The sequence below is a fragment of the Alteromonas sp. AWJ4_197 genome (genome assembly GCF_056160285.1).
In genome coordinates, this window is sequence record NZ_JBSWWW010000004.1 from 486,983 (window position 1) to 513,289 (window position 26,307).

General features: G+C 48.7%; 24 protein-coding genes and 1 tRNA gene. 8 read left to right on the forward strand and 17 right to left on the reverse strand.

Translation table 11 applies throughout. From position 1 onward, the window contains the following. Window positions 1-123: 123 nt before the first annotated feature. From ACXAGC_RS11340 to ACXAGC_RS11350, 3 genes are all read right to left on the reverse strand, one after another. The gene (locus ACXAGC_RS11340) at window positions 124-735 is read right to left on the reverse strand and encodes a DMT family transporter (RefSeq protein WP_474844483.1); all 612 of its coding nucleotides are present in this window, start codon (window positions 733-735) and stop codon (window positions 124-126) included. Further along, entirely contained in the window at window positions 728-1,042 is a 315-nt protein-coding gene (locus tag ACXAGC_RS11345) for a hypothetical protein (RefSeq protein ID WP_474844484.1), read from the reverse strand. The genes ACXAGC_RS11340 and ACXAGC_RS11345 overlap by 8 nt, the downstream gene beginning before the upstream one ends. A 79-nt stretch (window positions 1,043-1,121) precedes the next feature. Continuing rightward, window positions 1,122-1,985: a LysR substrate-binding domain-containing protein gene (locus tag ACXAGC_RS11350; protein WP_474844485.1), complete on the reverse strand. Its 864-nt coding sequence runs from the start codon at window positions 1,983-1,985 to the stop codon at window positions 1,122-1,124. A gap of 143 nt (window positions 1,986-2,128) precedes the next feature. Between ACXAGC_RS11350 and ACXAGC_RS11355 the strand changes: the two genes are divergently transcribed. Beyond that, window positions 2,129-3,046: a DMT family transporter gene (locus ACXAGC_RS11355; RefSeq protein ID WP_474844486.1), complete on the forward strand. Its 918-nt coding sequence runs from the start codon at window positions 2,129-2,131 to the stop codon at window positions 3,044-3,046. Window positions 3,047-3,120: 74 nt separating this feature from the next. Here ACXAGC_RS11355 and ACXAGC_RS11360 read toward each other — a convergent pair whose 3' ends face one another. The 3 genes from ACXAGC_RS11360 to seqA form a co-directional block, all read right to left on the reverse strand. Beyond that, window positions 3,121-5,610, reverse strand: coding sequence for a glycogen/starch/alpha-glucan phosphorylase (locus tag ACXAGC_RS11360; protein ID WP_303574127.1), 2,490 nt, complete (start codon window positions 5,608-5,610; stop codon window positions 3,121-3,123). A gap of 225 nt (window positions 5,611-5,835) precedes the next feature. Further along, window positions 5,836-7,488: a phosphoglucomutase (alpha-D-glucose-1,6-bisphosphate-dependent) gene (gene pgm / locus ACXAGC_RS11365; RefSeq protein ID WP_474844487.1), complete on the reverse strand. Its 1,653-nt coding sequence runs from the start codon at window positions 7,486-7,488 to the stop codon at window positions 5,836-5,838. A 43-nt stretch (window positions 7,489-7,531) separates the two neighbouring features. After that, entirely contained in the window at window positions 7,532-8,119 is a 588-nt protein-coding gene (seqA, locus tag ACXAGC_RS11370) for a replication initiation negative regulator SeqA (protein WP_119501736.1), read from the reverse strand. 197 nt (window positions 8,120-8,316) lie between these two features. Here seqA and ACXAGC_RS11375 point away from each other — a divergent pair, with 197 nt between their 5' ends. The 3 genes from ACXAGC_RS11375 to ACXAGC_RS11385 are packed head-to-tail and all read left to right on the forward strand — an operon-like array spanning window position 8,317 to window position 12,222. After that, window positions 8,317-9,234, forward strand: coding sequence for an AAA family ATPase (locus ACXAGC_RS11375; protein WP_303574130.1), 918 nt, complete (start codon window positions 8,317-8,319; stop codon window positions 9,232-9,234). Window positions 9,235-9,241: 7 nt separating this feature from the next. Further along, window positions 9,242-10,204, forward strand: a complete 963-nt coding sequence (locus tag ACXAGC_RS11380) for a DUF58 domain-containing protein (RefSeq protein ID WP_474844488.1) — start codon at window positions 9,242-9,244, stop codon at window positions 10,202-10,204. Next, window positions 10,201-12,222, forward strand: a complete 2,022-nt coding sequence (locus ACXAGC_RS11385) for a transglutaminase TgpA family protein (RefSeq protein WP_474844489.1) — start codon at window positions 10,201-10,203, stop codon at window positions 12,220-12,222. The genes ACXAGC_RS11380 and ACXAGC_RS11385 overlap by 4 nt, the downstream gene beginning before the upstream one ends. 542 nt (window positions 12,223-12,764) lie before the next feature. On the opposite strand, the gene fusA is transcribed toward ACXAGC_RS11385, so the two are convergent. The 5 genes from fusA to ACXAGC_RS11410 form a co-directional block, all read right to left on the reverse strand. Beyond that, window positions 12,765-14,852, reverse strand: a complete 2,088-nt coding sequence (fusA, locus tag ACXAGC_RS11390; RefSeq protein WP_474844490.1) for an elongation factor G — start codon at window positions 14,850-14,852, stop codon at window positions 12,765-12,767. Between the two features lie 166 nt (window positions 14,853-15,018). Beyond that, window positions 15,019-16,095, reverse strand: a complete 1,077-nt coding sequence (gene rlmM / locus ACXAGC_RS11395) for a 23S rRNA (cytidine(2498)-2'-O)-methyltransferase RlmM (protein WP_474844491.1) — start codon at window positions 16,093-16,095, stop codon at window positions 15,019-15,021. Further along, a complete protein-coding gene (locus tag ACXAGC_RS11400; protein WP_474844492.1) occupies window positions 16,088-16,468 on the reverse strand; it encodes a DUF423 domain-containing protein in 381 nt (126 codons plus the stop codon). The genes rlmM and ACXAGC_RS11400 overlap by 8 nt, the downstream gene beginning before the upstream one ends. Further along, complete coding sequence (locus tag ACXAGC_RS11405; RefSeq protein WP_349587459.1) at window positions 16,462-17,094, reverse strand: alpha/beta family hydrolase; 633 nt, start codon at window positions 17,092-17,094, stop codon at window positions 16,462-16,464. Before ACXAGC_RS11405 ends, ACXAGC_RS11400 begins: the two co-directional genes overlap by 7 nt. Continuing rightward, entirely contained in the window at window positions 17,087-17,986 is a 900-nt protein-coding gene (locus ACXAGC_RS11410; protein ID WP_119501744.1) for a transcriptional regulator GcvA, read from the reverse strand. The genes ACXAGC_RS11405 and ACXAGC_RS11410 overlap by 8 nt, the downstream gene beginning before the upstream one ends. 216 nt (window positions 17,987-18,202) lie before the next feature. Between ACXAGC_RS11410 and ACXAGC_RS11415 the strand changes: the two genes are divergently transcribed. Next, on the forward strand, window positions 18,203-18,469 hold the full coding sequence (locus ACXAGC_RS11415; protein ID WP_474844493.1) for a hypothetical protein: 267 nt from the start codon (window positions 18,203-18,205) through the stop codon (window positions 18,467-18,469). A 67-nt stretch (window positions 18,470-18,536) separates the two neighbouring features. On the opposite strand, the gene kdsA is transcribed toward ACXAGC_RS11415, so the two are convergent. Genes kdsA through hemA form a run of 6 tightly spaced genes read right to left on the reverse strand, consistent with a single transcriptional unit; the run spans window position 18,537 to window position 24,613 of the window. Next, window positions 18,537-19,391, reverse strand: coding sequence for a 3-deoxy-8-phosphooctulonate synthase (gene kdsA, locus ACXAGC_RS11420; protein WP_474844495.1), 855 nt, complete (start codon window positions 19,389-19,391; stop codon window positions 18,537-18,539). 14 nt (window positions 19,392-19,405) lie between these two features. After that, window positions 19,406-19,780 (reverse strand): SirB2 family protein, encoded by a 375-nt coding sequence (locus tag ACXAGC_RS11425; protein WP_303574140.1) that lies wholly within the window; start codon window positions 19,778-19,780, stop codon window positions 19,406-19,408. Between the two features lie 13 nt (window positions 19,781-19,793). Further along, entirely contained in the window at window positions 19,794-21,350 is a 1,557-nt protein-coding gene (locus ACXAGC_RS11430) for a DUF3369 domain-containing protein (protein ID WP_474844496.1), read from the reverse strand. A gap of 52 nt (window positions 21,351-21,402) precedes the next feature. Beyond that, window positions 21,403-22,248 (reverse strand): peptide chain release factor N(5)-glutamine methyltransferase, encoded by an 846-nt coding sequence (gene prmC, locus ACXAGC_RS11435; RefSeq protein WP_474844497.1) that lies wholly within the window; start codon window positions 22,246-22,248, stop codon window positions 21,403-21,405. Beyond that, a complete protein-coding gene (prfA, locus tag ACXAGC_RS11440; RefSeq protein ID WP_119501750.1) occupies window positions 22,248-23,333 on the reverse strand; it encodes a peptide chain release factor 1 in 1,086 nt (361 codons plus the stop codon). The genes prmC and prfA overlap by 1 nt, the downstream gene beginning before the upstream one ends. A gap of 8 nt (window positions 23,334-23,341) precedes the next feature. After that, window positions 23,342-24,613: a glutamyl-tRNA reductase gene (gene hemA / locus ACXAGC_RS11445; protein ID WP_303574159.1), complete on the reverse strand. Its 1,272-nt coding sequence runs from the start codon at window positions 24,611-24,613 to the stop codon at window positions 23,342-23,344. A 141-nt stretch (window positions 24,614-24,754) separates the two neighbouring features. Between hemA and lolB the strand changes: the two genes are divergently transcribed. The 3 genes from lolB (at window position 24,755) to ACXAGC_RS11460 (ending at window position 26,307) form a co-directional block, all read left to right on the forward strand. After that, a complete protein-coding gene (lolB, locus tag ACXAGC_RS11450) occupies window positions 24,755-25,360 on the forward strand; it encodes a lipoprotein insertase outer membrane protein LolB (protein ID WP_474844498.1) in 606 nt (201 codons plus the stop codon). Next, window positions 25,345-26,226: a 4-(cytidine 5'-diphospho)-2-C-methyl-D-erythritol kinase gene (ispE, locus tag ACXAGC_RS11455; protein ID WP_474844499.1), complete on the forward strand. Its 882-nt coding sequence runs from the start codon at window positions 25,345-25,347 to the stop codon at window positions 26,224-26,226. Before lolB ends, ispE begins: the two co-directional genes overlap by 16 nt. A gap of 5 nt (window positions 26,227-26,231) precedes the next feature. Beyond that, a tRNA-Gln gene (locus ACXAGC_RS11460) sits at window positions 26,232-26,307 on the forward strand.

A 26,307-nucleotide genomic window follows, 5' to 3' on the forward strand; every position in this document is an offset into this window, starting at 1 on the left:
GAACATTTAATCAGACAAATGGTGTGTTTACCAAGTTAGATAGACGTAAATGCTTAAATTTTAGTATAAAACACTTCTTCCACTGTATTTGACTTATTTTACTCTTTGGCTGAGTTTACTTATTCAAACAATCGGGGGTTGTCCCAAAGCAGCAAGTTTTTGCTTCCTGCCCGCTAGCAGGCTGCCAATCGCATTGACGACGAGCGCAAGAAATATAATTGCCATACCTGTTAAAGCCATTGTATTTAACGACTCATTGAGCCACCAGGCACTGAGAATAGCTACCCAAACCGGTTCGAGGGTCATCACTATCGCTCCCTGCCCTTCCGGAGACATGCTCTGTGCTTTCAATAAAAAGAAAAAACGCAGGCAGGTAGCAAGCACAATGCTTAACACCAGCCATTGCCACACTTCTGTGACGGATTGTGTCGCACTCTGCTCGGTGACCAGATAGGCGATAAAGCAAGTTGTGCCGGCTAAAATAAGTTGAAAGCACGTTTGTGTGACGGGTGGTATATCTGAGCAATATTTGCCATTAACGTTAAAATACAGTGCATAAAGTACAGCTGAAACCAGAAACAAAATATCAGAAGGCACGAGTACAAAGCCGTTTCTCAACGCAAGAAAGCTCAGCCCCGGCACCGCAATTGCTACAGAAATCCATATGTGCCTTCTGGCACGGTAACCAAAAAATAATCCCGTCACCGGTATGAGAAGAAAACTCAGGCTAAGCAAAAATGCGCCTGCCCCCCAATCCTTCAGACAATAACAGACCCGCTCCCCAAACTGCGGTTTGCACGCCCAGCAAACATCCTGTCATCAGTGCCCGCCTGCGCTTCCGCACGGAGGTACTCAACACTTGACGGGGCTTCAATCCTCCGACCATCAGACCCGAAATGACAAATCGTATAGCCAGGAAAAACATGGGTGTCATGGCAGAAATAACAAATTTTGAAAATAACCAGCCGGAGGCTGCTAATAGCGTGACGACAACAAGAAGTGTATGAGCATAAAGCTCTGTGTTAACCGGTTTATTTTGCAATTGACGAAAGTCCTTTATTAACCAGCCTGCCAGACTGGTGTTTGCATTCGATAAAAATGAAGGGGAAATAATGGAATGGTTAGTTTACCGCACCGGGCGCGGCTAGTGCACAATCTATAAACGCAGAAATGGCGCTGGATGGATTGTCTTTTCTGTACACCAGATAGGTTGGTGCAAAGGCAATATCTTCATCTACCGTTTTCAATGTTAGCCCTTCAGTTTGATGCAGTGCCAGTACCGAACGGGGCACCATGGCAAGTCCCATTCCGGCGATAACACAGCCAATCATGGTGAAGTGACTGGGGATTTCTGTGACTCTTTCGCAAATGTGATTATGTCTGGCGAGCCATTTTTCCAACCGGTGGCGATACGAGCAGCCACGGCTGTAGCCAACCATGGTCAAGATCTCCGGCAATGCAGAGTTGCTTTCCCACTCACGGGGCAAGATGAGCACCAACTCTTCTTCAAAGCACTTCACCCGTTCCAGCCTTGGATCGTCAGGCGGATCCGATGCCATCACCAGGTCAAGTTCACCGCTGAGTACTTTCTCCACCAGCGGCATCGATGCATTGGCTGTCAACTCAAGTTGTACCGCATCATACTGACGATGAAAACGTGCAAGAATACCGGGTAAACGGGAAGCGGCACTGCTTTCCATTGAACCGAGCCGCAATAAACCGCCCGGCTCTGCAAGGGTTAATTCAGCGATGGCCTGTTTCTGAAGTTGTAATATCTTGCCGGTGTAATCCAACAATCTGAGACCAGCAGAAGTTACTGTTAAACGGTTCCCTTCCCGCAGAAACAAATCTACATTCAGCTCCCCTTCCAGTTTCTTTAACCTTGCCGTGACGTTGGACGGTACCCGGTGAAGAGATTCTGCCGCCCGGCTGACGCCCTTGTGCTCCACAACAGCCTTAAACACCACCAGATCTGAAATGTCCATCAGCAAACCTTGTCATTCAATTAATATGAAAGAAATCTTCTCATTTATTCATTATTAATGAAACAAGTAATCCCTTATACTTTTGCACAAGGGTTGAGGCAATGATTGCCTGATACCGGAAAATTGCTCCACGGAGAACTACCATGACAGCGCAAAACAGCGCCAGCCAGAACACACTGAAAGGGTTAGGTTATGCCCTTGCTGCCGTCCTGATATGGACAGGATTCATACTCATCAGTAAAGCAGGAGCCGTATCATCTATGGCAGTGCCGGATATGCTGATGGTGCGCTTCGGTACAGCTTGCCTGCTGTTCTCTCCGTTCATTTACAAGCACCGCAAGGTAATATTCCAGTGGCGTATGTTTGTGCTCGGCGCGATTGGCGGCGTCGCATACGGCGTATCGGTGTTCACCGGTTTCTCCCTGGCACCGGCCACCCACGCCGCATTACTGCTACCCGGGTTAATGCCTGTCATGATTGCAGTACTTGCCTATTTCATCGCAAATGAGAGACATCGTCTATCATCACAAATCGGTATTGCACTAAGCAGTACCGGAATTATTGCTTTGCTGACTGAAACGTTGCTCGCAGACAGTCACTACTTGTCCGGCGATATGAGTTTTGTCATTGCCTGCTTGTTCTGGGGAATTTTTACGGTATTGCTGAGACGGTGGCAGTTTGCGCCGTGGCACGCCACGCTGGGTATCATTGCGACCACGACAATACTGTTCGTGCCGGTATACATTCTGTTTCTGCCACATAATATTGCGCAGCAAAGTTTTGAAATGCTGGGCCTGCAGGCTTTTTATCAGGGTGTCATGGCTACAACCGTTCAAATGGTTTTGTATGCCCGCGCCGTGCATATTCTCGGCGCAACCAAAATGGGTGGCTTAATGGCACTGGTACCGGTATTTGCCAGTACGCTGGCTGTGCCCATGTTCAATGAACAATGGACAACTGGCCTGTCTGTTGCCCTGGTGATGATATTAGCCGGCACACTGGTAAGTAACCTGCCCGCATCATTTTTCACCAGAAAGCGTAAGGCCGCAGCCGCCTGCTGAGCAGGCCAGACCGTTAAAACAAAAAAGCCCGGCATCTTTTCAGATCCCGGGCTTTCGTTGTTCGTACTATAAATTTACTTTACAGAACAGGATGAAAGCTTCCAGATACGCTCAACATAATCATTAATTGAACGGTCTGAAGTGAATTTCCCCATCTTCGCTGTATTGATAATGGCCATTTTCGCCCAGCGCTCTTTGTCACGGTACGCCTCATCCACCAGGATCTGCGCGTCGGAGTAAGCACGGAAATCAGCCAGTACCATGTACGGGTCGCCGTGATCCAGCAAGCTTTGTTTGATGGACACTAAGGCACCCGGCTTGCCCGGAGTAAAGTAATCAGTCTCCAGCCAGTCCAGTACCGCTTTGATTTCAGGATCACGGTAATAATAATCCAGCGGCTTATAGCCTTTTTCTTTCAGCTCATGCACTTCATCAACGGTGAGACCAAAAATGAATATATTATCGTCACCCACTTCTTCGGCGATCTCGATATTGGCGCCGTCCAGCGTACCAATAGTCAGAGCACCGTTCAGAGCCAGCTTCATATTACCGGTACCGGATGCTTCTTTACCTGCAGTACTGATTTGCTCTGATAAGTCAGAAGCCGGAATCATTTTCTCAGCTAAAGATACGCGGTAATTCGGCAGGAATACCACTTTGAGCTTGCCGTTTACCCGCGGGTCGTTGTTGATCTTATCAGCCACTTTGTTGATAGCGTAGATGATGTCTTTCGCCAGTTTGTAACCGGGCGCTGCTTTCGCACCGAAAATAAATACACGCGGGTGCATGTCGTAATCCGGATTTTCCAGCAAACGACGGTACAGCGCCATGATATGAAGCAGATTCAGATGCTGACGCTTGTACTCGTGCAGACGTTTAATTTGCACGTCGAAGATAGCATTCACATCCACATCGATGTCCAGCGATTGCTTGATTTCCTGTGCCAGCAGCTTCTTATTTTCCAGCTTCACTTTCATGAACTGTTTCTGGAATGTTTTGTTGTCAGCATACTTAGACAAACCATCCAGCTTTTTCAGATCCAGCGGCCAGTCTTCACCGATTTTTTTATCGATAAGGTTAGATAACGCAGGGTTGCAGGCTTTCAACCAGCGACGTGGTGTAATACCGTTGGTCACGTTAGTCAGTTTACCCGGCCACAGCGCATCAAACTCAGGGAACAGGTTCTTTTTCACCAGCTTAGAGTGAATTTCAGCTACACCGTTAACGGCGAACGAGGCAATAACAGACAAATTACCCATGCGAACCATCTTCTCATTACCTTCTTCGATAATGGACAATTTCGCTTTTTTCGCATTGTCACCCGGCCACTTCTTGTCAACCTCAGCCATAAAGCGATGGTTGATTTCGTAAATGATTTCAAGGTGACGGGGCAGGATCTTCTCGATCATGCGTGCAGGCCATTTTTCCAGCGCTTCCGGCAACAGAGTGTGGTTTGTATAAGCAAACACTTTAGTACAAATGCCCCAGGCGGTATCCCAGTCAAGCTCTGCACGGTCAACTAAGATACGCATTAATTCAGGGATCGCGATAGCCGGATGGGTATCGTTAAGCTGAATAACGACCTGATCAACAAAACGGCTCCAGTCATCACCGTGGGCACGCTTGTAACGGCGGATGATGTCTTTTAGCGAGCATGAGCAGAAGAAATACTGCTGGATAAGACGCAGTTCTTTACCCGCTTCTGTTTCATCGTTGGGGTAAAGCACTTTCGAAATGGTTTCTGCCTGTACGTTCTCACGTTGGGCATCCACATAACCACCGGCATTAAATACGTCCCAGTTGAAGTAATGAGATGATTCACTCTTCCACAGACGCAGTACGTTAACGGTATTACCGCCGTAGCCCACAACCGGGATATCCCACGGTACACCTTTTACAATTGAACCCGGGTGCCATTCTTTTTGAATGCGGCCATTGTCACCGTACTTAGTTTCAACATAGCCATATAAAGACACTTGCTGAATCGATTCAGGACGACATATTTCCCATGGGTTGCCGAAGTCACGCCAACTGTCCGGACGCTCAATCTGTGCGCCGTTTTGAATCTCCTGACGGAACAGGCCGTGCTCGTAATGAATACCGTAACCGATTGCCGGTAATTCCATGGTCGCAAGAGAGTCGATAAAGCAAGCAGCGAGACGGCCCAGGCCACCATTACCCAGTGCCATGTCAGGCTCTTCTTCCATCACATCGGCAAGTTCTACGCCTAACTCTTTCAGCGCTTCATTGGCAACATCATACAAACCAAAATTCTGCAGATTGTTGGAGAGTAAACGGCCCATCAGGAATTCTGCAGAGAAATAATGAACAGCACGTGTATCGTTTAAGTAATGGGTTTTCTGGGTTTTACGTAAACCCTCAAGCACCTGTTCCTGCATAGCAGCACAAGTCGCCTTCCACCAGGCGTGATTGTTCGCTTTGTTTTCATCTGTTCCCAGCGTGCAATGCAGGTGACGGATAACAGCTGATTTAAATTCGTTTTTACTACCGGCGCTGACGGCCACAGGGGCAACCGTTTTCGCTTTAGTGGTTTTCGCGTTCATATCAGTTCTCACTTTACTATGGCGATGTAAACTGGCTACAAATTAGCCTTACACTGTAATTAAATTACACAATAAAATATCGATATGGCAGCAATATAGCAGCGTTAAAAACGATTTTTTGTAAAATGTTTGTTAATTTTCAAAAAAAATGGGCTGCATTTAAAAATACACCCCATTCTTTAACAATAAATTCACACTTTAAACATCAAATTTAAACATTCGCGTTTATTTAATAATTTTTGCTACCAGTTCTTCCGCTTCTTTGATGAGAGATTGTAAGTGACTTTCACCATTAAAACTCTCTGCGTAAATTTTATAAATTTGTTCAGTACCGGAAGGTCGTGCGGCAAACCATCCGTTTTCAGTGGATACCTTCACTCCCCCGATGGCAGCATTATTGCCGGGAGCATGAGTTTGCACTGAAGTAATTGACTCACCGGCGAGGGAGTCGCTGGTCACCACAGACGCATCCATGGCGGACAGTTTCGCTTTCTCTTCCAGGCTTGCAGTAACGTCGACCCGCTGATACACAGGCGAACCGAATTTCTCAGTCAGAGCTTCATAATGCTCACCGGGATCTTTACCGGTGACAGCAAGTATTTCTGCTGCCAGCAGACACATAATAAAACCGTCTTTATCCGTGGCCCAGGTTTGACCGTTGCGCTGCAGGAAAATACCGCCGGCACTTTCCTCGCCTGCGAAGGCGATTTCACCGTCGGATAATCCACCAACAAACCACTTAAAGCCCACCGGCATTTCTGCCAGTTCACGACCCAGGTTCGCGGTGACTCTGTCAATCATTGAGCTGGATACCAGAGTTTTACCTACTTTCAGGCTTTCCGGCCAGTCAGGGCGGTGGCTGTACAGATAATTGATAGCTACGGCCAGATAGTGATTAGGGTTCATAAGGCCTGCAGCAGGACAAACAATACCGTGTCTGTCGAAGTCAGGATCGTTACCCCAGGCGAGGTCAAATTTGTCTTTCAGATCGATAAGACCGGCCATTGCATAGGCAGAAGAACAGTCCATTCTCAGCTTGCCATCTTTGTCACGACGCATGAAGCCAAACTGAGGATCAACCTTGTCGTTCACAACTGTGATATCAAGGCCATATTTTTCGCTGATACGCTCCCAGTAACCGACTCCCGCTCCGCCTAAGGGATCGGTACCGAGTTTGAGCCCGGCTTTTGCAATCGCTTCCATATCCACAACTTCAGCGAGATCGTCTATGTAAGCTTCCATGAAATCCGCTTCCACAAACTTCCCTTCCGCCCGTGCCTGTTGCACGTTCATTCGCTTCACGTCTTTATTGCCCGCAGCGATAAGTGCATTCGCACGTTTTTGAATGACAGAGGTCACATCGCCATCAGCGGGTCCGCCATGGGGCGGGTTGTATTTGAAGCCACCGTCAGAAGGCGGATTGTGAGAAGGCGTAATGACAATACCATCAGCTAAGTTCGCAGAACGTCCACGGTTATAACGAATAATGGTGCGGGAAATAACCGGCGTGGGCGTGTAGCCCCGGCTGGCGTTGTCCGCCTGTTGGATCACTACATCAACACCGTTGGCACTTAACACTTCAATCGCAGTGATCATTGCCGGTTCTGACAATGCATGGGTATCTTTACCAATATACAGCGGTCCGTCGATGCCTTCTGACTGACGGTACTCTGCTAACGCCTGGCAAATTGCGGCAATGTGCGTGTCTGTGAACGTTGTATTTGCTGCTGTGCCCCTGTGACCTGATGTACCAAAACTGACAGCTTCTGCCGGCGAGTCAGCATCAGGGACATAGGTAAAATATTGGGTGATAAGTTCTGCAACATTAATCAGTTGCTCCGGAGCTGCGGGTTCTCCTGCCTGCGGATGTAATGCCATTTTTCGTCCTTTATTAAAGTGAGCGTCTTGCTAACCAGGGGTATTAAGCAAATTTAGCGATAACCGTTTGCGTGGCTTCGTCGCTGTATCCCAGTGTTTTCATTACCTGTTCCAACATCGCTACTTTCTTAGCAGTGTTGTTATTTGTTACTACCCAATAGGGTGAGTCAGGAATAGATTTAGGGTTAGTACTGCTTCCCGTACTCAGCAACGCATCTTTGCTGGTTGCGAAGTAAATACGATTTTTACCCTTAATTTGTTCAACATTTGCAAAGGCATCGCTGTGCAAATCATGAAGTTCAGACAGAATAAACAGAAACAGATCAACCCGTTTGGTGTACTGCGCCAGTGCAGCACTGGTGAGTCTGGCTTCAATATCTCCGCTGCCGTGCTCTACAGCAAGGGGAGCAGAAACTGTTGTTGACTGTGACGGTGTTTTCGTTTGACGGGCTTTAACAGGAGCCGCTTTTTTCACCGCGGGAGCCGCCTTTACAGGTGCTGCTTTTACTTCGTTACTTTCAGCATCACCCAGCAGTAAACGACGCAGAATGTCCGACGCATTTTCGCCGATGTGTTTTGTCTGACTTGCTATAAACGTATACAGCTCATCATCAATTTCAATGATTTTCATATGGTACTTCCTTAATAAACCGGTCCATTATAGACAACAAGGATATTGATAACAGCACTAAATCAGGTTCACTCAGGTAATTTATATCCCCCGGCGCAGACACCGTGTCTATACTCAGGTATCAACAGGATAACAGCAATTCCCTTCAGAATTGCTAGCATGTATAAATAAGGACAAACCGGTTGCGGGAAAACCCCATGCGAACAGAATTTCAGACGATCACAGACGCACTGTCAGGGCATATTATTGGCAAGCCTCAACAGCTGAAGCTGGCTGTAACCTGCCTGCTGGCAAAAGGTCACTTATTGATTGAAGACTTACCGGGCATGGGCAAAACCACTTTGTCTCATGCGCTGGCAAATGTATTCGGCTTGTCTTATTCCCGTATTCAGTTCACGTCAGACTTACTGCCCGCAGATATGCTGGGGGTGAACGTGTTCGATCAGCAGCAGCACGAATTCAGGTTTCACCCCGGTCCGGTATTCAACGAACTGATCCTGGCAGATGAAATTAACCGCGCGTCACCGAAAACACAAAGTGCGCTGCTTGAAGCCATGGAAGAAAACCAGGTCAGCGTCGACGGCACCACTTATCCGCTGCCCTCCCCCTTTTTTGTTATTGCCACTCAAAACCCGGGCTATCAGAGCGGAACGTATCCCTTGCCGGAGTCACAGCTGGACCGTTTCCTCATGCGTATATCTCTGGGATACCCTTCAAGAGAAGCGGAAAAAGCCATGTTGCAGCAGCAAGGTGGCAGAGAACAAGGTCCGCTGGCGGAAAAAATTGATCCCCGCTCACTGCTCCGCTATCAGCAGCAGGTCAACGATGTGCATTGCAGTGAAGCCGTACTGGAATACGTGCTTAACCTGGTAAATCAGAGCCGGGAACAAAGTGGTTATCCGCAACCCCTCTCCCCCAGGGCAAGCCGTGCCCTGTTAAACGCAGCAAAAGCCTGGGCATTCATTCACGACCGCGACTACATCGTCCCTGAAGATGTTCAGGCTATTTTTGCCGCTGTGGCGGAACACAGATTACGGGGTACTCATCACGAATCCATCGAAGAAAATACACTGAGTAAGCGGTTGCTGAACAGTGTGGACCCGCTGGCAGCCTGAAAAGCGGATGATGAGGAAAACTTTCGGAGCATGGTCGTTAAAATGGCTGGCTAAGAGAATGCCGCCGGACACTGTTCATCAGTTACATCATGGTAATATCTTCATCTTCCCGGGTACCTTCGGCTGGTTTTACTTGATGATGACCGCCTGTCTGTTTCTGCTTGCGGTTAACTATCAGAATAATCTTCTGCTTTTTCTTTGTCAGTTTCTGTTAAGCCTTTTCCTTATCACTTTGTTCACTGCCTACAAAAATATCTCAGGGATACGATTGTCAGCAAGGGAGCTAAAGCCGGTGTTCGCCGGCGAAAATGGATTTATGACAGTAGACTTTAACGCCGCTGAAGGGAAATCTCTGCGGGGACTGATGGAAATAAGATGGTACGGTGATATTGACCGCAGCACGTTGGATCTCGAACAGGAAAAAAAATCTCATCTTCTGGCAATACAGGCAGATAAACGGGGCATCATGAGATTGCCCAGAGTGACCGTCACCTCCTCTTTTCCCCTCGGACTGGTGAAATGCTGGACCCATCCTGATTTTAATCAGACGCTGTTAGTCTATCCGCAGAAAAAGCCCGAGCACGCCGATCTGTCTCAATGGTATGCCCGCAGCGGTACCGGCAAGCAGGTGCAAAATGGCACCGATGACTTCTTTGCACTGCAGCCCTGGCAGAGCGGAGAGCCGTTAAACCGCGTTGCATGGAAACGGGTCGCCAAAGGCGGTGACCGTGTAAATAAGATTTTCACCGATCAACAGCCGGTCAGCGGCTATCTGGATATCCATCAGTTACGCACGGATACAGAGACGGCGCTGTCGGTGCTGAGCTGGCAGGTCACTCAGCTGTCAGCAACCGGCACACAATTTGGCCTGAAACTGGATAATCTGGTTATTCAGCCGGGCTGCGGACAACAGCACAAACAGGCCTGTTTAAAAGCTCTGGCCCTTTTCCGTCAGGACACACCGTCATGATGCCTGTAAGCCTGCCGATTGCGGGGAACCGTGAAAGTATGCTGACTTCCGTTTTCTTTGTGGTGCTGGCAGCCTCCCTGTTCAGCGATATTCATTTGTGGGTACTACTGCTTTGTTTATGTGCCGGCATTGTCAGAGGATTTTTGTTTCTCGGCTGGTACAACCATATGCCCGGAAAGCGTATGGTCAACTTACTTGCCCTGCTGGCGGGAACAGCACTGATCACCACCAGTGACGGTATGGATTTCCTGCATATTATGGTTAACCTGCTGCTGCTGGCCTGTGCGCTAAAATTAATGTTGTTAAGTAAGCGACGGGATTTCTATCAACTTTTTATCTGCGCCATATTCCTGCTGGCCTGCGGTTTCATTTTCTATCAGTCGCTGGCCCGTACCTTATTTTACGGCATCCTGTTTCTGTTCTTACTGTATATTCTGTTGTCTGCTCACACACCGTCGTCAACCAGACAATTCAGACAAAAGAAAACCTTTATTCTGTTCTTTCAGGCGTTGCCTCTTGCTGTTATTTTGTTTGTGTTTATGCCCCGGCTTCCCCCTTTATGGAAAATGCCGGAAGGCAAATCCACAGAAACCGGGCTGGCAGAAACCATTACGCCGGGTGACATTGCCAATCTCGCACAGTCTGAAAAGCTGGCATTCAGTGCCACATTCTCAACGCCTGTTCCGGTCAGAGAACAGCTTTACTGGCGTGCACTGACGCTGGAACATTTTGACGGAAAATCGTGGTCAGTCAGTGAAACAAGGCAATACGCAGAAACCCAATTGCGGTATATGAATAAGCCGTTCCGGCCGGCCCTCAGCGGTGAGCCTGTCCGCTATGAAGTCATTGCCGAACCCACCAAAAAATCCTGGTTATTTGCATTAGACACAGCTGTACCGGACAGTGCAGCCAGTCAACGGGAATTGTGGCAGGGCTGGCAATACCAGCTAACATCAAGACAGCCACTGTTCAGCCGCTATGCTTATTATGTTGCCTCCTACCCTGACTCCCCGCGAAGTCAGGGGAATGCGGCGCTGGACAATACGCTGAACCTGCAAGTGCCGGAAAGAGGTAATGAGAAAACCAGGGAATGGGTACACGGGCTCAGAGAGATGCATCCTGATAACCGTGCATTTGTTTCAGCACTGATGCGTTATTTTAATGACAAGCCTTTCAGTTACACGCTAACACCACCGCCCATGCTTAATGATCCGGTAGACAGTTTCCTGTTTGACCATCAACAGGGGTTTTGTGCTCATTATGCGAGTGCGATGACGTTTGCACTGCGGCTTGCCGGTATACCCGCCCGCATTGTGACAGGTTATCAGGGTGGCACACCTATCAATGATGAAACCGTCAATGTGTATCAGTACGACGCTCACGCCTGGGTAGAAGCAAAAACCGACGGGGTGAGCTGGCAAAGCTACGATCCGACAACCATGGTTGCGCCTTCACGAATTTTCGACGGTTTTGAGCAGGCAGCAAGATTCTCGACAGAAATTCAGGGCGATCACCCGCTAAACGGTATCAGCCAGCTAGCGTTCTTCGATGCATTGCGCAACATGAGTGCACAAATGGATTTTCTCTGGAGCCGCTGGTTTTTAGGCTATAACAACGATAAACAAACGGACATTCTAGACCGTATTTTAAATGGTATAACGCCGTTAAAGCTCAGCTTATTTGCCGCCGGCCTGCTCTTGTTCACAGGTGCGCTGCTGGTTATTTATTTTGTACCGGGATGGCAACGAAGTCACATTGCCAGAGAAAAGAAGTACTATCTTGGCGCGGTTGAGAAACTGGAACAAAAATTTAATCTGCGAAGGGAGAACCGCAGTCCGGGACAATTCTATGAATACTGTAAGCATAAAGTGCCGGAGGCTATAGCAAACGATCTCGCCAGTCTGACCAGATTGTTTGAACAATATCAATATCATCCTCATCAGGCTCCTCCGGCAACGGCGATTCGTGAAGCCGCGAAACAACTCTGCCGGCGGGTGCGAAATACTGCCCGTCATTAAAGCTGACCACATCCATGCCATAATACCGCTGAAAACGACAGCTTTCCGCCAGAGTTTGCCGCGGGTAATAAGGTACATAGGTGACAGTAGCGTGGCTGCAATACTCATGGATCCCTTCAGCCAGTTCTGATGACTGCCCTGCAAGCAACCATAACTCAGCAATTTTACAGGGGCCGGCATAAAATATAATGCAACGTGCTGTGATGATGACTTTGGTTACCCGGCTGACAGGTACAACGACTGCCGCTTCCAGCCTGAGCAGTGAGGCGACGGTAGGATAAATGGCGATGGTATCTTTACCGCCCTGCTTCCCTTTGCGAAGCATAGACTTGTACCAGGCGTTTCTGAACCATAACCAGTAGACGATAAAGCCGAGGGGGATCACTGTCGCTAGTGTGTGAACAATCCATTGCATAACTCTCTCCTTTAAGCCACTTAAATGTATCAGCTGCCGGAGTCGTCGCAAGTACAGGTTTAGTACAGTTTTACCAGCCATAAAAAAACCCGCCGGATGGCGGGTTTTTTAAAGCTTTCAAGAAGAATTACTTAGCGTTTTTACGCGCTTTCGCTTCTTCCATTACTTTTTCAGCTACGTTCTGAGGACATGCTGAGTAGTGGCTGAACTCCATAGAGAACTGGCCACGACCAGATGTAATAGTACGCAGGTGACCGATGTAACCGAACATTTCAGACAGAGGTACATCTGCCTTAATGCGTACACCAGTCGCACCAGCTTCCTGGTCTTTGATCATACCACGACGACGGTTAAGGTCACCGATTACGTCACCTACATTGTCTTCAGGGCTGAATACGTCAACTTTCATCACTGGCTCAAGCAGTTGAGGACCGGCTTTAGGCATAGACTGACGGAATGCACCTTTCGCTGCAATTTCGAACGCGATAGCTGATGAGTCAACTGCGTGGAAACCACCGTCGTACAGTTCAACTTCAACATCCAGTACCGGATAACCAGCCAGAGGACCTTCGTCCATCATACCTTTAAAGCCCTTCTCGATAGCCGGGAAGAATTCTTTAGGTACGTTACCACCAACAACGGTAGATTTGAACGTAAAGCCAGAGTTTTGCTCGCCTGGCTTGATACGGTAATCGATCTTACCGAACTGACCAGAACCACCAGACTGTTTCTTGTGCGTGTAGCTGTCTTCTACCGGAGTAGTGATAGTTTCACGGTAAGCAACCTGCGGCTGACCAACTTCCAGCTCAACGCCGTAAGTACGCTTCAGGATGTCTACTTTGATGTCTAAGTGAAGCTCACCCATACCTTTCAGGATGGTTTCGCCAGAATCTTCATCAGTTTCAACCTGGAATGAAGGATCTTCTGCAACCAGTTTACCGATAGCGATAGACATCTTCTCGTTAGCGCCTTTATCCTTAGGCTTAACAGCGATAGAGATTACAGGCTCAGGGAAGATCATTGGCTCAAGGGTACAAGGGTTCTTTGGATCACACAGGGTGTGACCAGTCTGAACGTTCTTCATACCTACAACAGCCAGAATGTCACCTGCCTGCGCAGAAGTCAGTTCTGTACGCTCATCGGCGTGCATCTCTACCATACGACCGATACGCTCAGTCTTACCAGTAGCAGAGTTCAGGATAGTATCACCCTTGTTCAGCTTACCAGAGTAGATACGGATGAAGGTCAGCGCACCGAAACGGTCGTCCATGATTTTGAACGCCAGAGCACGGAACGGCTCGTCAACAGATACAGTGGCAACTTCACCAGTAGGTTCACCAGTTTCTTCGTCAGTCAGCTCCTGAGGATCAACTTCTGTAGGAGAAGGCAGGAAGTCAATTACTGCGTCCAGTACCAGTTGGATACCTTTGTTCTTAAATGCAGAACCACAGTAAGTCGGGAAGAATGACATATCGCGTGTACCTTTACGGATACAACGCTTGATGTCTTCCAGAGAAGGTTCTTCGCCGTCCATGTAAGCCATCATCAGGTCATCGTCCTGCTCAACAGCAGTCTCAACCAGTTGCTCACGGTACTCGTTCGCTTTGTCAACCATGTCAGCAGGGATATCAACGACTTCGTAGTTTTCTGGCAGGCCAGAGTCATCCCAGATGTACGCTTTCATGTCCAGCAGGTTAACAACACCTTTGAATTCGTCTTCGATACCGATTGGCAGCGTCATTACCAGCGGGTTAGCAGCAAGTACTTTCTTAACCTGGCCAACAACACGGTAGAAATCTGCACCCATACGGTCCAGTTTGTTTACGAAGATTACACGGGCAACTTCTGATTCGTTAGCATAACGCCAGTTAGTTTCAGACTGAGGCTCAACACCGCCTGAACCACAGAAAACACCGATACCACCATCCAATACTTTCAGAGAACGGTAAACTTCAACTGTGAAGTCAACGTGTCCCGGAGTATCGATGATGTTCATACGGTGGTCTTTCCAGAAACAAGTAGTCGCAGCAGACTGGATAGTAATACCGCGCTCAGCTTCCTGTTCCATGAAGTCAGTAGTTGACTCACCATCGTGTACCTCACCAGTTTTATGGATTTTACCGGTAAGCTTCAAAATACGTTCTGTAGTGGTAGTCTTACCCGCGTCTACGTGGGCGAAGATACCAATGTTTCTGTAAAGAGATAAGTCTGACATTAGTTCACTTTCGTTGGTTCAGAGTAAAAAAACGGCGGGATTATAAAGGATTTCAATACCAGATTTATAGTCCTTTGCGAAAAAAGTCTAAAACTTATTCAGCAGTTCCGCGCCAAGCCTTTAATTTTACATTTAAAATCAATAAATTACCATCACAAGGCTTTATTTAAGCTTTTATGACAGTAACAGTAACCTCGTCGCGATTATGATAAAGGTGTCTGACTTTCATCCGAAAGCCGCCAGCTTTTTTGCCAAGTCGCGATTGTATTTCCCCGATAGCGGCCGTCACCGTGTCGTATCGTCTCTTCATTGGCAGCTTAAGGTTGAAAATCGCATGATCTGCCCAACCTTTTTCAAGCCACTCACTCATGAGAACCGCTACCCTGTCGGGGCGCTCTATCATATCACACACCAGCAAATCTACACGGCCAAATTTGGGCTTATAAGTAAAGCCGTCTGCCGCATAATGGTCCACTAATCCTGTTGCCATGAGTTCTTCGTCGATAGCACCGTTGTCAATGGCCTCAACGCCCATCTCGCGGATCACCAGCTGATACGTCCAGCCACCCGGACACGCCCCCAAATCTACCGCACGGGCGCCTTCACGGAAAATTTCGCGGCGTTCTTCATCGTCCAGCATGGTCAGAATGGCTTCCTCAAGCTTGAGAGTCGAGCGGCTGGGTGCTTTCGGCGGAAATTTCAGACGACAAATGCCGTTAGCAAAGGGACTTCGCATGGCCGGATAAGAATGGCCCACGAAACAATTGTCATAATCAGTGAAGAAAACATGCAATGCCCTGCCGTCTTCTCGTTCTTTATATGTTAGCGCTCCCTGCTTTCTTAAGCCTTGCCGCAGTGGCACAGTGAACTTCCGGCAGAATTTAGCCAGCGCTTTCCCTGCTTCAGTATCGGCATGCTCGACAAACAATAAGGTGTTTTTCCACTCATCCGTGTCTGCGTCGCTGATGGCGGCCAGTACCGGACCTGCCCGGTTCGATTTATCGAGATCTTCAAGATGAGCGGTGACCACCACAATCTGTCGGGGAAAAATGGTATCAGCCACAGCAAGACGCTGACCCAGCCGGTCAGCATCGCCCTGCTCATAAAAATGAAACAAAATGAAGCCCTGGTCCGGCGCAAATACCGGATACCCGTAAATACCGGCTTCAGAGGATAATGCTGTCAGTTCCCCGGCGGTATCAGCTTCATAACCACTGCGGCAATAAATCAGCAAACTATTCATGCCACTTTCCTTTTACCACACCGGTGATCAGTGCCACCCAGCCAATCATAAAGAATAAACCGCCAAGTGGCGTTACCGGTCCGAGAAAGCGCCATTCCAGCAAGGTGAGTAAGTAGATGCTGCCACTGAACAAAACAATGCCGGCAACAAAACAAATACCGGCAGTACTTAATAACCTGTTACTCACTGCGTGTCGCAGTGCCGGCAAAATCAGTAACGCCAGCGCATGATAAAATTGATAGTCCACAGCGGTATGCCATGATGTCAGTTGTGAATCGCTGAGTATTGACTTCAGCGCATGCGCACCGAACGCGCCAAATATCACCGCGGCCAGCGCAGCAATGGCACCGGTAAGTACAAAAGGTTTTAACATGAAATAAGCCTGTTGATGAAAGCGGCTGAAGCTGAGGCCGCCTGCTGCATATGTTCGTTTAATGTATAACCGCTGGATTTACGGGGCTTGAGACTGTGATCGCCGTCAGCCAGATAATGCAAAGTGACCTGACCCGACAGGTTGTAACCGTCAACTTCGCTTTGCGTACCGAAGGTGTCCCGTTCACCCTGATTGATGAATACGGGTTTTGTCATCTTCACCAGATGTTCCGTGCGCAGCTTTTCCGGCTTGCCGGGGGGATGAAAAGGATAACCAAATACCACCGCGCCTTTCGCCTCTGTTGCTTCAAGAATCATCGTCGACACACGACCGCCCATAGACTTGCCGCCGATAAATACCGGCGAAGAGCTATTCTCAGTCACCTGCTCTACCAGATCTTTATAAAAAGCTTCCAGTTTTTCTATTTTATCCGGTGGTCTTCTTTTACCGGTTTCCGCTATGGTCTGCATGTAGGGAAAATCAAAACGCGCCACCGTAATCCCCTGTGCTGCCAGTAAGGCAGCCATATCTGCCATAAAGGGAGACTGCATTCCCGCACCGGCACCATGAGCGAGGATCAAAACGGCGACCTCATTCTCTGCCCGGTCCGTGATCATGTCAGACATCATATTGTTCCTCTTCAACCTGCGCCAATATCCAGCTTCTGAACGCGGCGATTTTACCTAAATCTGCCTGCGCTTCATCACAAACCAGATAAAACGCATCCCGACTGGCGACTTTTTCTTCAAAAGGCATGATTAGACGGCCGGCATCCAGTTCCGGGCGGGCAAGAATAGTGTTACCCAGCGCAATGCCCTGCCCCAGCGCAGCCGCCTGGAGCACCAGCATGGAGTGACTGAACACCGGGCCCTGGTTTACATTCACGCCGGACACGCCGACACTTTTCAACCAGTTTTTCCAGGCCTCACGACTTAAATCGTGCAACAGAACATGGTGTTTCAAATCACTCAGGCTGTTCAACGGTTTAGGGCCGTTAAACAACATTGGAGAGCACAACGGAGTAAGGTACTCGGTATGCAGTTTATCGGCTTTCACACCGCTCCAGCGGCCCTTACCGTAATAAATGGCCACATCCACATCGTCTTCTAAAAACCCTTCATCGAAATCTACCGCTTTAATACGAACATCAATATCCGGATGCTCAATGCTGAAACGACTGATACGGGGTACCAGCCACTGGCTGGCAAAACTTGGCGGCATAGCAACGGTAATCGCTCCTTTACTGCCTTTTGCCAGCAATCGTTCTGTGGCTTCCTGAAGATGTTTAAAGATATCTTTCAGCTCAAGAAAATATGCCTGTCCTTCTTCAGTAAGGAGCAATGTCCGGTTTCGGCGAAGAAACAACTTCATTGATAAGAATTCTTCGAGCGCTTTAATTTGATGACTGACAGCAGCCTGGGTAACGAATAATTCTTCGGCGGCTTTGGTAAAACTCAGGTGCCTGGCGGCGGCTTCAAAGGCTTTCAGCGCATTCAGCGGCGGCAAACGTCTATGCACGCTTCCCTCCGGTAGCTAAATGACCAACGTGATAAAGCATTAGTTTTTCTAATCCTTAAACCCTACTTTTACTCGTTTTAAAGACGAGTAAAATCTGTTTATTATTCGCACGCTTTCAAAGCACAGCACTTTTCAATCAATCAGTTAGACAAGTGCAATGTTAACAAGAAAGCTTAATTTGTTAACGAATTTTAAATTAATTTTATTAGGTGTGATATGACTAAATTCAAAAAATTCTTCAGCCAGATGGCTGTTATCTTAGCGGCAACCACTGCTTACCCAACTATTTCTCAGGAACTGCCGGCTTCTATGCCTGTGGTACCTGCTATGAATACCCTTGAACTGTCTGTAGAAATGGTCAGTGTTCAGGAACAAGTTAAGGCTGCTCTGGCCGCAGAAGTGCAACAGCACGTAGCCAGTACACTTATCGCGATGAACGAAAAAGACAATCGCGACGCTAAGGAAGAAAACCGCAGCGAATAAGCCCTTTTTTCACACCTGATTCGGTGCCAGGCAACAGTGTTGCCGGGCACCGTTTTCAGCGTTTCATCTAGTTTGCACTGGTATCCAGCGCCGCAAACCCTTTTACTAACTCATCTAACGCTTTCATTTGCTGTAAATACGGTTCCAGCTTTGACAATGGCAACGCACATGGTCCGTCACATTTCGCTTCGTCCGGATTCGGATGCGCTTCGATAAATAAACCGGCAAGACCTAAAGCCATACCACTACGCGCCAGTTGCGCAGCCTGTGCACGGCGGCCATCTGCTGAAGTAGCTCTGCCTCCCGGCATCTGCAACGCATGAGTAGCATCGAAAATTACCGGTGCATACGCTTTCATTGCATCCATGCCCAGCATATCGACAACCAGATTGTTATATCCAAAGCAACTGCCCCGTTCACACAGAATCACCTTATCGTTACCGGCTTCCCCGAGTTTACCGATAATATGACGCATTTCATGGGGAGCCAGAAACTGAGGTTTTTTCACATTAATGACCGCACCGGTCTCTGCCATTGCCACCACCAGATCGGTCTGGCGGGCGAGAAAGGCCGGTAGCTGAATAACATCCGCGACTTCCGCCACAGGTGCCGCCTGATGAGGCTCATGGACATCGGTGATCACAGGTACATTAAAAGTAGATTTGATTTCTTCAAAAATCTTTAAGCCTTCTTCCATGCCCGGTCCGCGGTAAGACGTTACAGAAGAGCGGTTTGCTTTATCAAAAGAGGCTTTAAATACGTATGGGATGCCCAGCCGTGTCGTCACTTCCACATAGTGTTCAGCAATTTGCATTGCCAGATCACGGGATTCAAGCACATTCATGCCACCAAATAATACAAACGGCTTGTCGTTAGCAACAGTAATATCGCCAACCTGAATTTCAGTACGGGACTGTGTCATTATTTACTTCCAAATTAAAAAAACAACGGTTGCTTTGATATTGCAACCCTGGCGATTAACCCTAACCAGGTTAATGCACCGATAAAACCGATCCAGCGCAGTGGCTTGTTCCGCCCCCATTTAAGCGCAAACATCCCCATCAGAATATAGGCCACCAGCCCGACCACTTTGAAGGTCAGCCAGCCCTGCACAAACGGATACTGGCCAATAAGAAAACATAGCCATAGCGCACTGGCCAGAAGGCAGGTGTCGATGACATGAGGGAGAATTTTAAGCCACTTTCTGGTCAGTAACTCACTGTTAAACTGGGACAGCATAAATCTGAAAATAAACAGAAATACACTGAGAGCGATGGCCGTAAGGTGCAAATGCTTAGCCATTAAATACATAACAACCTCTTTATTATTGTGATATGTCGTCCGCCAGCCGGCGTTGAATTTCTTCGAAACGGCCAATATTCGACAGCATATAGCTGACCAGCTGCGGATCAAAATGCCGTCCGCTTTCCGCCTTCAACGTGCTGACGGTTTTTTCCAGCGACCAGGCTTCTTTGTACGGGCGCTTGTTCATCAGTGCATCAAACACATCGACGATAGCCGCGATCCGGCTTTCCAACTGGATTTCTTCACCTTTCAGTCCTTCAGGATAGCCTTGTCCGTCCCACCGTTCATGATGTTCTTTAGCAAGTACGGAAGCCAGCTGAATGGTAGGACTGTCTGAGTCTTTTAATATCTGATAGCCAAATTCCGCATGCTGGCGGATGGCAAAACGTTCTTCTTCCGTCAGTACATCTGTTTTTGTCAGGATTTGTGACGAAATATGTGCATTTCCCACATCATGCAACGGAATAGCAAGCCGCAGCGTCATGATTTGTGCTTCGCCCAGCCCGGCATATCGTGCCAGTAACTCAGCCATATCGACCATCCGGCGGATATGCTTGCTGGTTTCACTGTCACGTTCCATGGCTTTACCCAACCGCTCAATGATTTCCCGCTGGGTGGTTTCCACTTCCTGACTGATAAGCACATTTTCAAATGCCAGCTGCACATTTTCTGAGAACAACTGCAATAAATGCATATTTGTTTCGCTGAGCTTACGGGGGATGCCGGATAAATACAGTAATGACCCCTTGTAGTGCTTACTGAAGCAGTAAGCCACCACATAATCTTCGCCAAAGATAATGCTCTGCTCTTTTAACGCCCGCTGGCACAACAAATACGCTTCTGCGGGCAACGCATCAATCAACGATTTCCCTTCCTGACCGGCATATTCGCCATTGCCGGCAAACACAAACAGTTCCTGCGGTAAAGACTGCGTGACGGGTCGCGGCACCGCCACGGCATTGGTGATATAGGCGGCGTCTTTGGAGAATCCGAGAATAGAGGAAAGTTGCTGAATGATACCCCGCATGAATTTTTCAAGGGATCGGGAAGTAAACAGGTCGGCGGAAGCATCAATAATTTTTTCAAGACCGGCGCGGCTTTCCTCAATCACGACGATATCGCGATACGATCGCAATGCCGCAATCATGACAGTAAACAGCTTCTGCGCGGTGAGTTCGGTTTTTGACTTGTAATCGTTAATATCATAATCAACAATCACATCCCGTTCCGGTGCCTGTCCGGGTTGTCCGGTCCGCAGAATGATGCGGGTAAAATGATTATCCAGTGTTTCTCTGATGTATTCTGCGACTTCAAGCCCGGCATTATCGGTTTCCATCACCACATCAAGCAGCACCACAGCCACGTCGTCATTTTCACGAAAGTAGGTTTTGGCTTCTTCGCCGCTGTAGGCGCTGACAAATTCCAGCCGCTTATCATCCAGCACAAAATCGCTCAACGCCAGTTTTGTCACCGCGTGTACTTCCGGCTCATCGTCAACAATGAGCACCTTCCAGACGCCAAGTTCCTCTGTTAATTCCTCGTCGTCATCGTCCGCAAACAGGAAATCATCAGTCATTTACAGCATTCCATTTTTATAAAAGGCCGGTTAAAGCATACTGTAAGAGGAATTATTCGCAAGCAGGTCTTTTCGCAATAGTTATCCGGTCAAGACCGGCAAGATCGGCAAAGGTGTTTGCCATGGTGTAACCGCTGTCATTAAACAGTCCGCGGATTGCACCGCCCTGCTCACTGCCATGTTCAATAAGCAGCCATCCGCCTGGCTTAAGACAGACTGATGCCTGACTGATGATAAGCCGGATATCATCAAGCCCGTCCTCACCGGCGGTGAGCGCTGACAGGGGTTCGAAGCGGACATCACCTTGTTGCAGATAGTGACTGTCTGATTCCACATAAGGGGGATTGGTCACCAGCATATCAAACTGCTTATCTTTCAGGGCATCAAACCAGTGGCTGACGATAAATGAGACGTTAGTGATGTGATTCAGTGCTGCATTTTGTTTAGCGAGGTCGACAGCCTCTTCAATGCGATCTGTACCGGTGACCTGAATGTCCGGTCTTTCGCTGGCCAGTGCCAGCGCCACAGCGCCTGTTCCGGTGCCCAGGTCACACACATTGCAAGGCTCAGAAGGAAGCAGTTCCAGCGCTTTCTCCACCAGCAGCTCGGTTTCCGGACGCGGGATAAGCGTGGCAGGATTCACATTGAGTGTCAGTGTCCAGAAGTCGCGGTTACCGGTCAGATGCGCCACCGGCCGGCCTGTTTTTCTTTCACTGATAAGCTGTCTGAAGCGGTTAAGCTCCTCGTCCTTAAGTACTTTATCACTCCAGGTGTACAACCAGGTTTGTGTCTGGCCCAGTACATGGGCCAGCAGTACTTTTGCGTCGGTGGCAGGAGACTCTCCCCCTGCCAGCGCTTCTTTTGCCTGTTGAAGTGCACAGGCAATGGTGACTGACATTATTCGTCTGCCAGTGAAGCCAGCAGATCGGCCTGGTGTTCCTGACGGATAGGATCAGCCAGCGCAGCCAGATCCCCTTCAATGACCTCATCAAGACGGTACAGGGTCAGGTTGATGCGGTGATCAGTCACACGGCCCTGGGGAAAGTTGTAAGTACGGATACGCTCAGAACGGTCACCACTGCCCACCAGATTGCGGCGGGTGGTAGCCTCTTCTTTCGCCCGCTTTTCTTCTTCGAGCTGATTAAGACGGGCCTGCAGTACAGACATGGCCTTAGCACGGTTTTTGTGCTGTGAACGCTCATCCTGACACTCAACCACAAGACCGGTTGGAATGTGAGTCATCCGGATAGCAGAGTCTGTTTTGTTAACGTGCTGACCACCGGCACCGGATGCACGGAAGGTATCAACACGCAGGTCTGCCGGATTAATTTCAATGGCTTCAGACTCAGGGATCTCAGGCAATACCGCGACGGTACAGGCTGACGTGTGGATACGTCCCTGGGACTCAGTTTCCGGCACACGCTGTACCCGGTGTCCGCCGGATTCAAATTTCATAATACCGTAAACGCCTTCACCGGAAAGGTTGGCGATGACTTCTTTAAAGCCACCGTGCTCACCTTCATTCTGACTGACCACCTCTACGCGCCAGCCCTTTGATTCGGCATAGCGGCTGTACATACGGAACAGATCACCAGCAAAAATAGCCGCCTCATCACCGCCGGCACCGGCACGGATTTCCAAAAAGCAGTTGTGGTCGTCGTTGGGATCTTTAGGTAACAGAAGAATTTGCAGTTCGCTTTCAAGGCGTGCAATGTCTTCTTTTGCCTGCTTCATTTCTTCCTGCGCCATTTCGCGCATTTCGGCATCGTCTTCTTCCATCATTTCCAGCGCAGAAGCAAGATTTTCTTCAGCCTGCTGAAAAGCATTAAAGCCTTTTACAACATCTTCCAGCTGACTGAACTCTTTTGACAACGCACGGAATTTATCCTGATTGGAAATCGTACCGGGATCACCAAGCAATGCCTGAACCTCGTCAAACCTTTCCACCAGGTTCTCGAGCTTTCTGGTCACCGATTCTTTCATATTCTGTTTTACCCTTCTTTGTCCTGCCCGTTACCGGCAAGATCCATCGCCTGACCCAGCCATTGAGTCAGCGCGGCATTATTTTCGTGTGCAGCGTCCCGCAATACACGGGTAGGCCCGTGCATCAACGCATTGGTGAGTTTATAGGCCAGTTCCTGTACAACGTCTTCCGCGTTGCGGCCTTCCGACAACTGGTTCATCGCCCGTGCGACCAGCTCATCTCTGGATGCCATGCCTTTCTGACGGTACTGACGCACCAAATCAATGGAATGCTGCGCCTGTTTCCAGCTTAAAAATACGGAAGCCTGATCATCGATGATTTTTTCAGCGTCCTGCGCGGCCATTTCACGGGAAGCTAGATTCTGCTCAACGATATGCTGCAAATCATCAACAGTATAAAGGTAGGCATCGCCGAGTTCATTAACCTGAGACTCAATGTCACGGGGAACCGCCAGATCAACAAGAAACATGGGCATGTTACGGCGCTGCTTTAAGGCCTTTTCCACCATCCCTTTACCAATCAATGGCAACTGGCTGGCTGTAGAACTGATGACAATATCAAAATCGTGAAGATGTTCAGGCAACTGAGACAGTGTGAGTACATCTGCGCCCAGATTCGCCGCCAGATTCTCAGCTCTGGCTACGGTACGGTTGGCAACGGCAAGACGCTGAACACCCTGCTCTTTTAAATGTTGGGCAACCAGTTCAATGGTTTCGCCGGCACCTACCAGTAATACTGAACGCTTTGGTAATGCGCTGAATATATGTTTGGCCAGTTGCACCGCAGCAAAGGCCACAGATACTGCGTTAGCACCAATTTCTGTTTCAGAGCGTACTTTTTTAGCCACAGAGAACGTGTGCTGGAATAACCGCTCGAACTCTGCCCCCACAGTACCGGAATGCTTTGCGTCACTGAATGCCTGTTTGATCTGTCCGAGAATTTGCGGCTCACCGAGGATCAACGAATCCAGCCCGCTTGCTACCCGCATAACATGCTTTACTGCGTCTTCCTGCTGGTAAAGATAGCTGTTCTGTTCAATATCTTCCCGTTTCACATCATGAAAGGCAGATAACCAGTCGAGCAGCAACGCAGCCTCACCGGCCCCTTTTACGTAGACTTCAGTGCGGTTACAGGTAGACACGATGACAGATTCTTCAATACCGTCTATCTGCTTCAGCGAGGCGAGCGCAGACACCAGAGAATCCGGTGTAAAGGCGACTTTTTCGCGTAACGCAACAGGTGCAGTTTTGTGGTTTATTCCGAGGGCAGTAAGGGTCATCAATATTTATGCTGGCATCGTCGGAGCGGCATTGTACGAAAAACCCAAAATGATTGAAAGTACTCCTGAAACTGTGTTCCCATTAGATCCCTGAGTTTTGAAGCAATCATCCCGTTGCATTGCGTAGGATCATAATCGTTCATGATTTTCCGAATACTTTTTGCAGGTCTGTTTATCGCCCTGTTATCAGCCTGTACCACTCTGCCGGATGGTCCGGAGACCGCAGTAAACCTGCCTTCACAGCTTGAGAAGCTGAAATCCGTCACCCGCTGGCAGATGAAAGGTAAGATGGCTATCCGCAATGAAAAAGAAGCTGTAAGCGCTCACGTAAACTGGAAAACCGATGAGCCCGATTTTAATTTCCGTTTAACCAATATGCTGGGTATTACCCTGGCGAATATCGATTTCAGTGACGGCATGGCTACACTGGAAGCTGACGATAAGCGCTGGCAGGACACCAGTCCGGCACGTCTGATTTACCAGACAACCGGCTGGGATATTCCCGCCGGCAAGCTGCTGAACTGGGTGAAAGGGCTGCCTTTACTGGGTGACGACTACAAGCTCAACGATAAACAACTACTGGCTTCCCTTTCTCCGGGCTGTGAAGCCTGCGGCAACTGGCAAGTCAGTTACAGCAACTATGGTGAGGAAGCAGGACTGTGGTTACCGCATCAGTTAATGCTTACCCGCACAGACAACACAAAAATATGGATAAAAATCCGGATTGATGAGTGGACCATACAGTAATGCAACACAGTGAATGGTGGCCCAGCCCGGCCAAACTGAATTTATTCCTTCATATCCTCGGTAAATACGATAACGGTTACCATCAGCTTCAGACCCTGTTTCAGTTACTGGACCGGGGAGATGAACTGGCTTTTGATGTCACCAACGACGGCAATATCACCCTTAATCCGTCGATTCCCGGTGTGAATGATGAAGATAATCTGATCGTAAAAGCAGCCAGGCTGTTAAAGGAACACACGGGAACAGACAAAGGCGCAAACATCCGGTTGAAAAAGTCACTGCCCATGGGTGGCGGTATTGGCGGGGGCTCATCTAACGCCGCCACAGTGCTGGTTGCTCTGAACTACTTGTGGCAGTGCGGCCTGAGTACAGCAGAGCTGGCCGGGTTAGGTTTGCGTCTGGGCGCCGACGTACCTATCTTTGTTGAAGGCCGCACGGGTTTCGCCGGCGGTGTGGGCGAGCACATCAGTCCCGCTGATTTAGACGAACAATGGTATCTGGTTGTCAATCCGGGTATACACGTAGGCACCGCTGATATTTTCAGAGAGCCTGCCCTGCCCCGCAACACACCGGCCATGGAGTGGCACAATTATACTTTCGCTGCAACGCATAATGATTGCCAGAGTATTGTCTGTAAAAAGCATCCGGAAGTTGCAATATTATTACAGTGGTTGCTACAATTCGCACCGTCGCGGATGACGGGCACAGGCGCGTGCGTATTTTCTGTATTTAGTGATGAAAATTCAGCCAGACAGGTTCTCGGGAAATTGCCCGCAGAATGGTCCGGTTTTGTTGCTAAAGGTGTGAATATGTCGCCATTACAACAAAAGCTAAAATACGTGAACGAAGCATCGGACATGAACTAAATTTTTGGGGTATAGCCAAGTTGGTAAGGCAGCGGGTTTTGATCCCGCCATTCGTTGGTTCGAGTCCAGCTACCCCAGCCA